This is a genomic window from Streptomyces griseoaurantiacus (assembly GCF_036189845.1).
GTDB classification, from domain to species: domain Bacteria; phylum Actinomycetota; class Actinomycetes; order Streptomycetales; family Streptomycetaceae; genus Streptomyces; species Streptomyces griseoaurantiacus.
On the sequence record NZ_CP108326.1, the window covers coordinates 4,092,308 to 4,107,157 of the forward strand.

The 14,850-nt window shown below is 73.0% G+C and carries 10 protein-coding genes and 1 tRNA gene; 6 read left to right on the plus strand and 5 right to left on the minus strand.

All coding sequences use genetic code 11. The annotated features are described in order from the left end of the window. Window positions 1–117: 117 nt before the first annotated feature. The 3 genes from OHB09_RS18250 to OHB09_RS18260 all read left to right on the plus strand — a co-directional run bounded on the left by OHB09_RS18250 (window position 118) and on the right by OHB09_RS18260 (window position 3,259). A complete protein-coding gene (locus OHB09_RS18250; RefSeq protein WP_093597001.1) occupies window positions 118–1,323 on the plus strand; it encodes a DNA polymerase III subunit delta' in 1,206 nt (401 codons plus the stop codon). A 102-nt stretch (window positions 1,324–1,425) separates the two neighbouring features. After that, window positions 1,426–3,060 carry an alpha/beta hydrolase gene (locus tag OHB09_RS18255; protein WP_328922257.1) on the plus strand — a complete coding sequence of 545 codons (1,635 nt, stop codon included), beginning with the start codon at window positions 1,426–1,428 and terminating at the stop codon, window positions 3,058–3,060. Between the two features lie 122 nt (window positions 3,061–3,182). After that, window positions 3,183–3,259, plus strand: a tRNA-Thr gene (locus OHB09_RS18260). A gap of 64 nt (window positions 3,260–3,323) precedes the next feature. On the opposite strand, the gene OHB09_RS18265 is transcribed toward OHB09_RS18260, so the two are convergent. From OHB09_RS18265 to OHB09_RS18275, 3 genes are all read right to left on the minus strand, one after another. Then, the gene (locus OHB09_RS18265) at window positions 3,324–3,947 is read right to left on the minus strand and encodes a histidine phosphatase family protein (RefSeq protein ID WP_328922258.1); all 624 of its coding nucleotides are present in this window, start codon (window positions 3,945–3,947) and stop codon (window positions 3,324–3,326) included. Between the two features lie 188 nt (window positions 3,948–4,135). Further along, window positions 4,136–6,136, minus strand: coding sequence for a threonine--tRNA ligase (gene thrS, locus OHB09_RS18270; protein ID WP_006142061.1), 2,001 nt, complete (start codon window positions 6,134–6,136; stop codon window positions 4,136–4,138). A 339-nt stretch (window positions 6,137–6,475) separates the two neighbouring features. Then, window positions 6,476–7,951 carry an MFS transporter gene (locus OHB09_RS18275; protein ID WP_309486353.1) on the minus strand — a complete coding sequence of 492 codons (1,476 nt, stop codon included), beginning with the start codon at window positions 7,949–7,951 and terminating at the stop codon, window positions 6,476–6,478. A 95-nt stretch (window positions 7,952–8,046) separates the two neighbouring features. On the opposite strand from OHB09_RS18275, the gene OHB09_RS18280 reads away from it, so the two are divergent. After that, window positions 8,047–8,790: a TetR/AcrR family transcriptional regulator gene (locus OHB09_RS18280; protein ID WP_006142063.1), complete on the plus strand. Its 744-nt coding sequence runs from the start codon at window positions 8,047–8,049 to the stop codon at window positions 8,788–8,790. 45 nt (window positions 8,791–8,835) lie between these two features. Here the strand turns inward: OHB09_RS18280 and OHB09_RS18285 are convergent, their stop codons facing one another. Further along, window positions 8,836–9,972: a fatty acid desaturase family protein gene (locus tag OHB09_RS18285; protein ID WP_191852540.1), complete on the minus strand. Its 1,137-nt coding sequence runs from the start codon at window positions 9,970–9,972 to the stop codon at window positions 8,836–8,838. Window positions 9,973–10,207: 235 nt separating this feature from the next. Here OHB09_RS18285 and argG point away from each other — a divergent pair, with 235 nt between their 5' ends. After that, entirely contained in the window at window positions 10,208–11,656 is a 1,449-nt protein-coding gene (gene argG, locus OHB09_RS18290; protein ID WP_006142065.1) for an argininosuccinate synthase, read from the plus strand. Window positions 11,657–11,865: 209 nt separating this feature from the next. Here argG and OHB09_RS18295 read toward each other — a convergent pair whose 3' ends face one another. Further along, complete coding sequence (locus tag OHB09_RS18295) at window positions 11,866–13,542, minus strand: bifunctional 3'-5' exonuclease/DNA polymerase (protein WP_328922259.1); 1,677 nt, start codon at window positions 13,540–13,542, stop codon at window positions 11,866–11,868. 87 nt (window positions 13,543–13,629) lie between these two features. Here OHB09_RS18295 and OHB09_RS18300 point away from each other — a divergent pair, with 87 nt between their 5' ends. After that, window positions 13,630–14,847 (plus strand): DUF2786 domain-containing protein, encoded by a 1,218-nt coding sequence (locus OHB09_RS18300; protein WP_328922260.1) that lies wholly within the window; start codon window positions 13,630–13,632, stop codon window positions 14,845–14,847. Window positions 14,848–14,850: the final 3 nt, after the last annotated feature.

Genomic DNA, 14,850 nt, shown 5'->3' on the forward strand with positions numbered 1-14,850 from the left:
GCGGCCCGCGCGGCAGGCGGCCGGGGGCCGGTACGGGCTCCCCCCGCCTCCCGTTGTCGGTGCCCACCCGCACAATGGGAACCGACAGCCTCCGTACGACCCGAAAGGCGGCGGCCCGTGCCCGTATGGGACGACCTCGTCGGCCAGGAGCGGTTGAGCGCCCAGCTCGCCGCCGCCGCCCGCGACGCCGACGCGTTCGTCACCGCCGCGGCGACGGGCGCGCCGCCCCCCGAGGCGTCGAGCATGACGCACGCCTGGCTGTTCACCGGCCCGCCCGGCGCCGGCCGTAACCAGGCGGCCCGCGCCTTCGCCGCCGCCCTGCAGTGCGTCAGCCCCGACCGCGCGCTCGGCGGCACCCCCGGCTGCGGCTTCTGCGAGGGCTGCCACACCGCCCTGATCGGCACGCACGCCGACGTCAGCTCGGTGGCCGCCGTGGGCGCCCAGATCCGCGCCGCCGACATGCGCGACACCGTCCGCAAGTCGTTCACCTCACCGGCGAACGGCCGCTGGCAGGTGATCCTCGTCGAGGACGCCGAACGCCTGAACGAGCAGTCGGCCAACGCGGTCCTGAAGGCCGTCGAGGAGCCCGCCTCCCGCACGGTCTGGCTGCTCTGCGCGCCCTCCGTCGAGGACGTCCTGCCCACCATCCGCTCGCGCTGCCGCCACGTGAACCTGCGGACGCCCCCGGTGGAGGCCGTCGCGGACCTGCTGATCCGGCGGGACGGCGTCGAGCCGGAACTCGCCCATGCCGCCGCCCGCGCCACCCAGGGCCACGTGGACAACGCCCGCCGCCTCGCCACCGACGAGCGGGCCCGCGCCCGCCGCGCGACCGTGCTCAAACTGCCGCTCCGCCTCGGTGACGTCGGCGGCTGCCTCAGGGCGGCCCAGGAACTGGTCGACGCGGCCGCCGAGGACTCCAAGCAGCTCGCCGAGGAGCGCGAGGCCAAGGAGACCGAGGAGCTGAAGGCGGCGCTCGGCGCGGCCCAGGGCGGCCGGCTGCCGCGCGGCACCGCGGGCGTGATGAAGGAACTGGAGGACGACCAGAAGCGCCGCAGGAGACGCGTCCAGCGCGACAGCCTCGACGTCGCCCTGCTCGACCTCACCGGTTTCTACCGCGACGTCCTGGCCCTCCAGCTGGGCACCCGGCTCGCCCTGGCCAACACGGACGCCGAGGACGCGCTGGAGCGGATCGCCCGCGACAGCACGCCGGAGGCCACGCTGCGCCGCATCGAGGCGATCGCCGCCTGCCGGGAGGCGCTCGACCGCAACGTGGCCCCGCTGCTCGCGGTGGAGGCGATGACGATGGCGCTGCGCGCGGGCTGAGGCCCCCGACGCCGCCGCGGGCGCGCGTTGACGGCCTCACCCGAAAGGGGATCGTTCACTGCCCTTCGTGAGCAATCGGCGACGCACGGTTACGCTCGCGGGATGCACCTCAGGCGCTCTCCCGCACCCCGCACCCCACTGCCCGGCCCCGGCTCCTCCCGACGCCGGATCCTCTTCCGTGGCACCCCGGTGGCCGCCGCGCTCGCCCTGCTGTTCTCCGCCGCCTGCTCCGCCGGGCACTCGGCGACGCCCGCCGTGCCCTCCACGGCGCAGGCGGCGCCGGCCGCCCTGGCCGCGCTGCCCCGGTCCACCCCCGCCGCGCTGACCTCGTACTACGACCAGAAGCCGGCCTGGCGGGCGTGCGGTGTGCCGGGGTTCCAGTGCGCCACGGTCAAGGCGCCGCTGGACTACGCCAAGCCCTCCGCCGGTGACGTCCGGCTCGCGGTGGCCCGGAAGAGGGCGACCGGCCCGGGCAAACGCCTCGGCTCGCTGCTGGTCAACCCGGGCGGCCCGGGCGGCTCGGCGGTCGGCTACCTCCAGCAGTTCGCGGGCATCGGCTACCCGGCCTCCGTCCGCGCCCGCTACGACATGGTGGCCGTCGACCCGCGCGGCGTGGCCCGCAGCGAGCCGGTCGAATGCCTCACCGACCGGCAGATGGACGCGTACACGCAGACGGACGCCACCCCCGACGACCGGAAGGAGACCACCGGGCTCGTCGACGAGTACAAGAAGTTCGCGAAGGGCTGCGGCAAGCGCGCGCCGAAGCTGCTGCGGCACGTCTCGACGGTCGAGGCGGCACGCGACATGGACATCGTCCGCGCGGCGCTGGGCGACCGGAAGCTGAACTACGTGGGCGCCTCGTACGGCACCTTCCTCGGCGCGACGTACGCGGGCCTCTTCCCCGATCGCGTCGGCCGCCTCGTCCTGGACGGCGCGATGGACCCCTCCCTGTCCGCGCGCAGGCTCAACGAGGACCAGACGGCCGGATTCGAAACGGCGTTCCAGTCCTTCGCCAAGGACTGCGTACACCGCTCCGACTGTCCTCTCGGCACCGCGCGCACCACCCCGGCGCAGGCCGGCGACCGCCTGGAGGCGTTCTTCCGGCAGGTCGACGCGAAGCCGCTCGCCACGGGCGACGCGGACGGCCGCAGGCTCGGCGAGTCCCTCGCCACCACGGGCGTCATCGCCGCGATGTACGACGAGGCCGCCTGGGCCCAGCTCCGCCAGGCGCTCACCTCCGCGATGAAGGACAAGGACGGCGCCGGGCTCCTCGCCCTCTCCGACAGCTACTACGAACGCGACGCCGAGGGCCACTACACCAACCTGATGTACGCCAACGCCGCCGTGAACTGCCTCGACCTGCCCCCCGCCGCACGGTCCACCACAGAGGTGGACAAGTCGCTCCCGGCCTTCGAGAAGGCCTCCCCGGTGTTCGGTCCGAGCCTGGCCTGGGCGTCACTGACCTGCGCGTACTGGCCGGTGAAGCCGACGGGCAAGCCCCACCGCATCGAGGCGAAGGGTGCGGCGCCGATCGTGGTCGTCGGCACCACCCGGGACCCGGCCACCCCCTACCGCTGGGCGAAGTCCCTGGCCGGGCAGCTCTCCTCCGGCCGCCTCCTCACCTACGAGGGCGACGGCCACACGGCGTACAACCGCGGCAGCCGCTGCATCGACTCCGCGATCAACACCTACCTGCTCCGCGGCACCCCGCCGGCCGACGGCAAACGCTGCACCTGACCACCTCGCCGACCCCCACCGCCCCCCCCGTGCCCCGGCCCCGGGGGCGGTGCGGAGCACCCCCGGAAACTGTGTAGACTTACCGTCGTCGCTGATCGCACCATGGTGCGCACGGCCGACTCGCCGCCTTAGCTCAGATGGCCAGAGCAACGCACTCGTAATGCGTAGGTCTCGGGTTCGAATCCCGAAGGCGGCTCCACCGAAACCCCAGCCCGGATCCAGTCCGAGCTGGGGTTTTCTCGTGCGGCGGAGGTCGTACTCGCTCAGACGTGCAGTTCCCGCGGGAAGCCCGTCCAGCGGAGGTCGGCCGGGAGGTGGCCGGTGTCGTTGAAGAGGAGGAGTGCCGGGGGGCGGCCGGGGGCGTAGCGGATGACGGTCAGGGCCGCGTTGGCGTGGTTGACGCCCAGCCAGCGCCACCTCGGCGCGTCGAGGGCGGCGCGGACGAGCCAGCCGGTGAGGAAGTTGTGGGTGACCACGAGTTCGTGGCGCGGTTCCCCGCCGGGGACGGTGCCGGTGAATTCCGCGAGCGCCTCCGCCGCGAGCCGGGGGCCGTCCTCGCGCTCCTGGTCCGTGAACTGGTCCAGGAAGCCGAGCCAGGTGTCGGCCGTCTCGGGCGGGAGTTCCTCACGGGTCGGCAGATACGGGATGTAGTCGCCGGCGGCGGCGGAGGGCCGCACGGGGACGCCGTCGAGCTGTTCGCCGATCAGCCGGGCGGTCTGGGCGGCGCGGGCGAGCGGCCCGTGGTGGACAGCCGCCAGCGGAACGCCTCGGAGCCGCTCGCCCAGCAGGGCGGCCTGGCGGCGGCCCGCCTCCGTCAGCTCGGTCTCCTCCGGCGAGGCCTCGCCGTGGCGGGTGACGTAGAGGTAGCGGGCGGCGGTACCGGTCATGGGTGAGTCCTCCAGCGCGGGACAGCATGGCACGGCGCATCGCGGTGCGGTGTGTGCGGTGCGGTCGATCTCGTGGGCCGGGGGGAGGGACGCCGGCCTGCGGGGAGCGGTTCCGGGGGCGGGGCCGGGGCGTCTCTCAGCCCCGGCCCCGCCCCCGGTGTCACCGCCGTTCCGCGCGAGGGTCCGGCTCAGGCGGCCGACGGCCCCGTGTTGGTCCGGGACCTGACGACCTCGACCACGTGGGCCACGGCCTCCTCCAGCGGGACCCCGTTGCGCTGCGAGCCGTCCCGGTAGCGGAAGGACACCGTGCCGCCGTTGACGTCGTCGTCGCCCGCGATCGCCATGAAGGGGATCTTCTGCTGCTGGGCCGTGCGGATCTTCTTCTGCATCCGGTCGTCGGAGTGGTCGACCTCGGCCCGGATGCCGTGCTCCCTGAGCTTCGCGACGAACTCGGCGAGGTAGTCCGCGTGGTCCTCGCGGATCGGGATGCCGACCACCTGCACCGGGGCCAGCCAGGCCGGGAACGCGCCGGCGTAGTGCTCGGTGAGCACGCCGAAGAACCGCTCGATCGAACCGAACAGCGCCCGGTGGATCATGACGGGCTGCTCCCGGCCGCCGTTGGCCGCCGAGTACTCCAGCCCGAAGCGCTTCGGCTGGTTGAAGTCGACCTGGATGGTCGACATCTGCCAGGTCCGGCCGATCGCGTCCTTCGCCTGCACACTGATCTTCGGGCCGTAGAAGGCGGCGCCGCCCGGGTCCGGCACCAGTTCGAGACCGGACTCGGCCGCCGCCGAGCGCAGCGCCTCGGTGGCCTCCTCCCAGTCCTCGTCGCTGCCGATGAACTTCGGCGAGTCGTCGCGGGTGGACAGCTCCAGGTAGAAGTCGTCGAGACCGTAGTCGCGCAGCAGCGCCAGCACGAAGCGCAGCAGCGAGGTCAGCTCGCCCGCCATCTGCTCCCGGGTGCAGTAGATGTGCGAATCGTCCATCGTCAGACCGCGGACCCGGGTCAGTCCGTGCACCACGCCCGACTTCTCGTAGCGGTACACCGTGCCGAACTCGAAGAGCCGGAGCGGCAGTTCCCGGTACGAGCGCCCCCGCGACTTGAAGATCAAGTTGTGGAAGGGGCAGTTCATCGGCTTGAGGTAGTAGTCCGCGCCCTCCATCTCGATGGGCGGGAACATGGTGTCCGCGTAGTACGGCAGGTGACCGGAGGTCTCGAAGAGCTTCCCCTTGGTGATGTGCGGGGAATTGACGAAGGAGTAGCCGGCCTCCTCGTGCTTGACGCGCGAGTAGTTCTCCATCTCCCGGCGGACGATTCCGCCCTTGGGGTGGAAGACCGCGAGGCCGGAGCCGATCTCGTCGGGGAACGAGAACAGGTCGAGTTCGGCGCCGAGCTTGCGGTGGTCGCGGCGCGAGGCCTCCTCCAGCAGCTTCAGGTACGCCTTCAGCTCGTCACGGCTCGGCCACGCGGTGCCGTAGATCCGCTGCAGCTGCGGGTTCCGCTCGTTGCCCCGCCAGTAGGCCGCCGCCGAGCGCATCAGCTTGAAGGCGGGGATGTGCCGGGTCGAGGGCAGGTGCGGGCCGCGGCACAGGTCGCCCCAGACGCGGTGGCCGTCCTTCGGGTCGAGGTTGTCGTACGCGGTGAGTTCACCGGCGCCGACCTCCATGACCTCCTCGGCGTCCACCTCGCCCTTGAGGTCCACCAATTCCAGCTTGTACGGCTCCTTCGCCAATTGGTCCTTGGCGTCCTCGAGGGAGTCGTAACGGCGGCGCTGGAATCGCTGACCCTGCTTGATGATTTCCTGCATGCGCTTTTCGAGCCGCTTCAGGTCATCCGGCTGGAACGGCTTGGCGACGTCGAAGTCGTAGTAGAAGCCGTTTTCGATCGGCGGGCCGATGCCGAGCTTCGCCTCCGGGAATACGTCCTGCACCGCCTGTGCCAGCACGTGCGCGGTCGAGTGCCGCAGCACGTTCAGGCCGTCCGGCTCGTCCAGGGCGACGGGGGTGACCTTGGTGTCCAGTTCCGGCACCCAGTCCAGGTCCCGCAGCCGGCCCGCGGAGTCCCGCACCACCACGATCGCCGTCGGACCGCTCTCCGGCAGGCCCGCGGCACTCACCGCCTCGCCCGCCGTCGTCCCCGCCGCGACGACGAGAGAGCCGGCCAGAGCAGGTGGACGAGGTGCAGACACGATGGTTCTCCTTCGGCGAGCGCGGTCCGGCGAGTCCGGGCCGTCAACCATGCTATCGGCCTGGGACGGCGCGCGTTGCGGTGCGGGCGGCGGGGCCTCCGGTAACGGTGAGCATTTCCTGAGCAGTTGTCCGGGCAATTCCGCGCACAGTTCGGATCGTATGTCGTCGGGTGTCCGAGAAACGGTTCATGTTTTCGCTGTTTCCCGCGCCGCGCCATTCCCGACGGGGCCGTGCGGTTCGAAGGGTGAATATCACGGCACGAGTCCCGTCGAGGGAAAGGGAAGGGAAAGGGGAAGAGAAAGGGAAGGCGAGGCGGGGGGCGCGGCTCTCGCGCGGGGTCAGCCGTGCGCCTGCTGGGAGTGCCGGGGCAGGAGGCCCACCAGGGAGAGTGTCAGCAGGTTCAGGGCCGCGGCGAGGGCGAACACCAGTTGGGCGGCGGTGAGGCCCGAGTGCGGGGTCAGATGGCCGGCCCGGGCGTAGAACACCGTGCCGAGGGCGGCGACGCCGAGCGCGCCGGCGAACTGCTGGACGGCGTTGAGGAGGCCCGCCCCGGTGCCGACCTCCTCCGGGGTGGCGTCGCCGATGATGAAGTCGGTGAGCGGGACGAAGACCAGGCCCGAGCCGAAGCCGGTGAGCAGCAGCGCCGGGGACAGCGTCCAGACGGTGAGGCCGGTGTCCCAGTGGGCCACGGACCACCACAGGCCGAGCAGCCCGAGGACGGCCAGGGAGAGTCCCAGGTGCAGCGCGGCCCGGCCCAGCTTCTCCGCGAGTACGGCGCCCGCGAGCAGCACGGCGACGGCGGTGCCGAGGGCCCAGGGGAGCAGGGTGAGGCCGGTGCGCAGCGGGGTCCAGTGCATGCCCTGCTGCAGCATCAGGTTGACGACCAGTACGAAGGCGCTGAGCGAGGCGTAGAACCCGGCGACGATCACCAGGCCGACGACGAAGCTCCGCTTGCGCAGCAGCGTGGGCGCGACGACGGGGTGGGGGCTGCGCCGCTGGGAGACGGCGAACAGCGCGAACAGCACCAGGCCGGCGGCCATCATCGCGTAGGTCCATACGGGCCAGCCGAGTTCGCGGCCCTGGATGAGGGGGACGACGAGCAGGGCCGAGGCCGCGGTGAGCAGGCCGATGCCGGTCAGGTCGAGGCGGGCGTCCGGGTCCTCGCCGCCGCTGCGGGGCATGACCCGGCTGCCGAGCAGGGCGGCGACGAGACCGAAGGGCACGTTGATCAGGAAGATGGAGCGCCATTCGGCGCCGAACAGGTTCAGGTGGAGCAGCCAGCCGGCGAGGACGGGGCCGCCCACCATCGTGAGCCCCATCAGCGGGCCGACCGGGGTCAGCGCCTTGCGCAGGTGCTGGGGCGGGAAGACGACCTTCACCAGGGCCAGGCCCTGCGGGATCATCACCGATCCGCACAGGCCCTGCAGTGCCCGGGCGACGATCAGGAAGGTGGCGTTCGGGGCGAGGCCGCAGGCCAGTGAGGTCAGGGTGAAGCCGGTCATGCCGAGCAGGAAGAGCCGCCGGCGGCCGAGCAGGTCGCCGAGCCGCCCGGAGGTGACGAGGCCGAGGGCGAAGGTCGCGGTGTAGGCGCTGAGCACCCACTGCACCGTGACCTGGCCGCCGCCGAGGTCGGCGTGGATGGACGGGCCGGCGAGGTTGGCGATGCTCGAGTCGATGAGGTCCATGAGGTCCGCCAGCACCACGACGACCAGGACGAGCCAGGCGGCGCGTGAGGGGCGGGCATCGGAGAGGCGGGCATCGGGGCGGGAGTCGGGGGTGGGGGCCTGCGGGGGAGAGGCTTGGGGTGTGGTCACGAACACCGTTCTACTCCAGAACAGTGTTCGCGGCAAGGCGAACAGTGTTCCTCGAGGGTGGGAACACTGTTCGTTCGATGGGTAGACTTGCCGTCATGTCACCGACTCCGCAGGAACGGCGCGCCGCACGCCATCAGCTCGGCGCCGGGCCGAACACCTCGGGAGCCCGCCGGGGACCCGGCGGGCGCAGGCGGCCGATCACGGTCGACGCGATCATCGACACCGCGTTCGGCATCGTGGAGCGCGAGGGCTACGAGGCCCTGACCATGCGGCGCGTGGCCGCCGCGCTGGAGACGGGGCCGTCCTCGCTCTACGCCCACGTGGTCAACAAGGAGGACCTGGACGAACTGCTCATCGGCCGGCTGTGCGCCGGGATCGACCTCCCCGAACCCGACCCCGCCGACTGGCGGCGGCAGCTCATCGGCGTCTGCACCCAGCTCCGCGACCAGTACCTGCGCTACCCGGGCATCTCCCGCGCGGCCTTCGCCGCCGCCCCGTCCAACCTCGACACGCTCCGCGTCAGCGAGGGGATGCTGGCCCTGCTGCTGGCCGGGGGCATCGAACCGCGGGCCGCCGCCTGGGCCCTCGACGCGCTCGTGCTCTACGTCAACGCGTACAGCCTCGAGGTGTCCATGGTGAACAGCCGTCTCGCCGGGGGCGAGCAGCACTGGGTGGTCGGGCGGGAGGAGCTGATGCGCCGCTTCGCCGCGCTGCCCGACACCTTCCCGCACACCAAGCGGCACGCCGCCGAGCTCACCGCCGGGACCGTCCCCGACCGCTTCGACTTCACCCTGGGCCTGATGATCGACGGACTCGGGGGCGCGCGACGGGACGCGTGAGTCGCGCGCCCGCCCTCGCGCCCCGAGGGGGCCCCGCGCTTCCTCTCATTTCCTCCCGCGCTGCCGCCTGATCGGCTCGCCCACCCGGTGCAGATGGGTCAGGGCCTCGCGGTACGAGCGCAGCAGACCCGTCTCGTGGTACGGGACGCCGATCTCGGCGCAGTAGGCGCGAACGAGGAGCCGGGCACGGCGCAGGTGCGGTGTCGGCATGCTCGGGAACAGGTGGTGCTCGATCTGGTAGTTGAGGCCGCCGAGCATCAGATCGGTGAAACGGCCACCGCGCACATTGCGCGAGGTCAGCACCTGGCGGCGCAGGAAGTCGGGCCGGTCCTCGCCGGTGAGCGTCGGCATGCCCTTGTGGTTGGGGGCGAAGACGCAGCCGAGGTAGACGCCGAACAGGCACTGGTTCACGGCGAGGAACGCCAGCGCCCGGCCCGGCGACAGCACCAGGAAGAGCGCGGACAGGAACGCCGTCAGGTGCAGCAGGAGCAGGGCGGCCTCCAGCGGCCGCTGCCTCATCGACGGGGAGCGCAGCGCGCGCAGACTGGAGACGTGCAGGTTGAAACCCTCCAGCGTCAGCAGCGGGAAGAACAGCAGCGCCTGGTGGCCGCCGAGGAAGCGCGCGATTCCCCGGCTGGAGCGGGCCTGGTCGGTGGACCAGACCAGGATGTCCGGGGCGACGTCCGGGTCCAGTTCCTCGTGGTTGGGATTGGCGTGGTGGCGGGTGTGCTTGTTCATCCACCAGCCGTAGCTCATGCCGACGCCGAGGTTGCCGAACAGCCGGCCGCCGATCTCGCTCGGCCGACGGCGCCGGAAGATCTGCCGGTGCGCCAGGTCGTGGGCCACCAGGGCGATCTGGCCGAAGACGAAGGCCAGGAAGGCGGCCACCGTCAGCTGCCACCAGGTGTCGCCGAGTGCGAAGAAGGCGGCCCAGCCCGCCGCGAAGGCCGCGGTGACCAGGGTCAGGCGCAGGGCGTAGTAGCCGGGGCGCCGCTCCATCAGGCCGGCCTCGGCGATGCGGCGGGAGAGGCGGGCGAAGTCGCTGCCGGGACCGGAGCCGGTGTCCGGACCGGTGTCCGGGTCGGTGCCCTGGCCGGAGTGGGCGCCGGTGCCGGTCCCGGATGCGGTCCCGGTGGGCACGGGTGGGCCGGGGGCGGGGCGGCTGTCCGTCGGAATCGTCATGCCGTCGAGTCTGTGGACCGGCGGTCCCGGGCGGCAGCCTGCTGATCCCCGTATCGCGGCGGTGCTGTCCCCCGCGCGCGTGCGGGGGTTGTCACCACCTACGGGCCGACGACCTGCGCGGACGGGAGGCGGGAGGCGTCGGCGGCCTCGGAGCGGACGTCGGGCGCGGGCGTTCCGCCGCGCGGGAGCGGTGATCCGGATTGCATGAAAATGCGAAGCAGTGCATACTCTTGCTATGTCCAAGGTTCTCACCTCCCTGCCCACCGGCGAGCGCGTCGGTATCGCCTTCTCGGGCGGCCTCGACACGTCGGTCGCCGTCGCGTGGATGCGTGACAAGGGCGCCGTGCCCTGCACGTACACCGCCGACATCGGCCAGTACGACGAGCCCGACATCGCCTCGGTGCCCAGCCGTGCGACGTCGTACGGTGCGGAGATCGCGCGCCTGGTCGACTGCCGCGCGGCGCTGGTCGAGGAGGGCCTGGCCGCGCTCGCCTGCGGCGCGTTCCACATCCGCTCCGCCGGACGCGCGTACTTCAACACCACGCCGCTGGGTCGCGCCGTCACCGGCACCCTGCTGGTCCGGGCGATGCTCGAGGACGACGTCCAGATCTGGGGCGACGGCTCCACCTTCAAGGGCAACGACATCGAGCGGTTCTACCGCTACGGCCTGCTCGCCAACCCGCACCTGCGCATCTACAAGCCCTGGCTCGACGCGGACTTCGTGACCGAGCTCGGCGGGCGCAAGGAGATGTCGGAGTGGCTGCTCGCGCACGGGCTGCCCTACCGCGACAGCACGGAGAAGGCGTACTCGACCGACGCCAACATCTGGGGCGCCACGCACGAGGCCAAGACGCTGGAACACCTGGACACCGGCATCGAGACCGTCGACCCCATCATGGGCGTCCGGTTCTGGGACCCCGAGGTGGAGATCGCCCCCGAGGAGGTGACGATCGGCTTCGAGCAGGGCCGCCCGGTGACGGTCAACGGCAAGGAGTTCGCCTCCCCCGTCGACCTCGTCATGGAGGTCAACGCGATCGGCGGCCGGCACGGGCTCGGCATGTCCGACCAGATCGAGAACCGGGTCATCGAGGCCAAGAGCCGGGGCATCTACGAGGCCCCCGGCATGGCGCTGCTGCACATCGCCTACGAGCGGCTGGTCAACGCCATCCACAACGAGGACACGGTGGCCGCGTACCACAACGAGGGCCGGCGGCTCGGCCGGCTCATGTACGAGGGCCGGTGGCTGGACCCGCAGGCGCTGATGGTGCGGGAGTCGCTGCAGCGGTGGGTCGGCGCGGCGGTGACCGGTGAGGTCACGCTGCGGCTGCGGCGCGGCGAGGACTACTCGGTCCTCGACACGCGGGGCCCGGCGCTCAGCTACCACCCGGACAAGCTCTCCATGGAGCGCACCGAGGACTCGGCGTTCGGCCCGGTGGACCGGATCGGCCAGCTCACGATGCGGAACCTCGACATCGCGGACTCGCGGGCGCGGCTCGAGCAGTACGCGAGCATCGGCATGGTCGGCGCGGACCACCCCGCGCTGATCGGCGCGGCCCAGGCGGCCGCGACCGGGCTGATCGGCGCCATGCAGACGGGCGGCGCCGAGGCGATCGCCTCCCGGGGCGAGGTGTCCGAGGAGGACGAACTCCTGGACCGCGCGGCCATGGAGTCCGGCACGGACTGACAGGACAGACACCCAAACACTCAGGCGGCGGGGCTCACCCCCGCCGCCTGAGTGTTTCCCCTTCCCCACCGGACGACGGCGCCTTCCCCCCTCCGGCCGCCTTCACCCCCCAAGAGGCGCGGGGAACCGCGCGCCCAGCCCCACGGACCCGCACCCGCCAACGCCTCCTCACCACCCCACCCCTCCCGCACCCCGCACCACCCCGCCCCTCACTTCGCCTCCGCGTAACACCCCACGACAGCCGTCGTGAACGGCACCCGCACCGGTACCTCGCCGAAGGCGAGCCGCGTGGCCAGCCGCGAGGCCTCCTCCAGCACCGTCACCACCGCGTCCGCCTCCTCCACCGGGCAGTGCACGATCACCTCGTCGTGCTGGAAGAACACCAGCTCCGCCGCCAGCCCCGCGCACCCGCGCCGCAGCGCGGCCAGGAGCAGCAGGGCCCAGTCCGCCGCGCTGCCCTGCACCACGAAGTTGCGCGCGAACCGGCCCCGCGCGCGGGCGTCCCCGGGCACCGAGCGGCTCCCGTCACCGGCTTCCTCCTGCGGGATACCGGCCTCCTCCGCCGCGTCCTCGCCGGCGCCCGCCGCCGGGGGACACGTACGGCCGAGCCACGTCCGCACCAGCCGCCCCTCCTCGCCCGCGCGGGCCGCCTCGTCGACGTACGCCACGGCGCGCGGGAACCGGCGGCGCAGCGCGGCGAGGTTCTTCAGGCCGTCCCCCTTGGTCTGGCCGTAGATCGCGCCGAGCACGGCGAGCTTGGCCTGGGCGCGGTCGCCGGAGAAGGCCCGTTCGGAGACCGACTGGTAGAGGTCGTCCGCACGGGCGGCGACCTCCATCAGCCCGGGGTCGCGGGAGATCGCCGCGAGGACCCGCGGCTCCAGCTGCGCGGCGTCGGCCACGACCAGGCAGTGGCCCGGGTCGGCGACCACCGCCCGCCGGATGACCTTGGGTATCTGCAGCGCCCCGCCGCCGTTGGTGACCCAGCGGCCGGTGACCGTGCCGTGCGCGTGGAACTCGGGACGGAACCGGCCGTCCCGCACCCAGTCCTGCAGCCAGCTCCAGCCGTGGGCGACCCAGATGCGGTAGAGCCGCTTGTACTCCAGCAGCGGCCGCACGGCGGGGTGGTCCAGGGACTGGATCTCCCAGCGCCGGGTGGAGCCGACCCTGATCCCCGCCCGCGCGAACGCCTTGACGACGTCGGCCGGCAGATCCGGCCGCACCCGGTGGCCGAACGCGGCCGACACCTCCTCCGCGAGTTCCGCCAGCCGCGTCGGCTCGCCTCCGCCGGGATACCGCTCGCCGAGCAATTCCCGCAGCACCTCGCGGTGGACGTCCGCGCGCCAGGGCAGTCCGGCGGCGTTCATCTCGGCGGCGACCAGCATCCCGGCCGACTCCGAGGTGAGCAGCAGCCGCGTCCGGTCGGGATGCGAGGTGGCATCGGTCCGGCGCCGCTGCGCGGCGTACACCTCGGCGAGGTCCTCCGGGGACACCCGTTGCCGCGCGGGCCGCGCGTCGAAGAGCGAGGACTGTATGCCGGGTTCGGCGGGGCGCGCGGGCGGGTCCGGGGGCACGGGGGTGCCGCGCAGCCGGGCCAGCGCGGCGGCCGCGGACCGGGGCTCGCCCAGCCGGCCCTCGTGGCCGAGCAGCAGCGTCTCGGCGTCCTCCACGTCGTAGCACCGCTCCACCCGCACGCCGGCGGCGAGCAGCCGCGGATAGATCTCGTCGGTGGAGCGCCACACCCAGCGGGTGACCTCGGGGCGGCCGCGGACCGCCGCCACCAGGTCCGGCTCCTGCCGTACGGGTCCCGCGGGCAGCCCGTCCGGACCGAGGGGGGCGAGGCGCGCGCCGCCGTCCTCGGCCGGGACGATTACCCAGTGGCCGGTCACGTGCCCGAGTGTCGCAGGAGGGTCCGACAGCCAGGGCCGGACAGCCTGCGAGGACGCGTTGTCGGACCCCCGTGTCACGATCGAGGGGTGAGCGACCCGACCACCGACCCGACCCCCGATCCGAGCACTGACCCGAGCACCGTGGAGCGCGCCTTCGCGGCCGCCCTGTACGCCGGGACCGACACGGCCCTGGACACCGGCGCGTCCCTGCTCGCCGCCGACCCGGGAGCCGATGCCGAGCTGACCCGGCGCGGCGAGCAGTTCCTCGCCGCGGCCTGGCGGCGCGGGTGGCAGCCCGCCGATGTCGTCCGGTACGTCCGCCGGGAGCTGGACGAGACGCACGTGCGGCTGGTGTCGGCGCTCGTGCTCGGCGAGGCCGGGGGGCGGCCGGCGCCCCACCCCCGCTGGGCCGCCCAGCTCGCCGAGCTGGCCGAGCAGGCCGGTGCCCCCGCCCCGCGCACCGACCGCTTCTCACGGGCCACCGCCGTCCTGGAGCTGTACCGGCTGCTGCTCGCGCTCCCCGCCCTCGAGCCCCTGGACCCGCCGCGCCGAGCCGCCTCCTCCGCCGCGGGTTCCTCGTCGACGTCGGGCTCGGGCTCGAACTCCCGGATGCTCGCCCGGATCCGCGCCCTGCTCGCCAAGGCTGAGGCGACCGGTTATCCGCAGGAGGCGGAGGCCCTCAGCGCCAAGGCGCAGGAGCTGATGGCCCGGCACAGCATCGACGAGGCCGTGCTCGCCTCCGGCGGCACCGCCGCGCGGGACGGTGGCGGGGACGCGCCCGGGGCCTGCCGCATAGGCGTCGATCCGCCCTACGAGACGGCCAAGGCGGTCCTGCTCGACGCGGTCGCCTCCGCCAACCGCTGCCGCGCGGTGTGGCACGAGGAGTTCGGCTTCTCCACGGTGGTCGGCTTCGAGGCCGACCTGGAGGTGGTGGAGCTGCTCCACACCTCGCTGCTGGTCCAGGCGACGGCCGCGATGACCGCGGCGGAGGCGGCGCAGCGCGCGGGCGGCCGCAGACGTACGAAGACGTTCCGGCAGTCGTTCCTGGCCGCCTACGCGCACCGCATGGGGGACAGGCTCGCGGCCGCCGTGCGCGAGCAGACGGCCGAGGCGGCGGGGGAGGGGGGCCGGGACCTGCTGCCGGTCCTCGCGGCCCGGGACGTGGCGGTGACGGAACACCTGGAACGAATGTTCCCGAAGACCGTCACCACCCGTCTGCGCGGTGTCTCCGACGAGGCCGGCTGGCACCAGGGCACGGCCGCGGCCGACCGGGCCCGCGTGGAGCGGCACCGCCCGCTGCGCTGACCG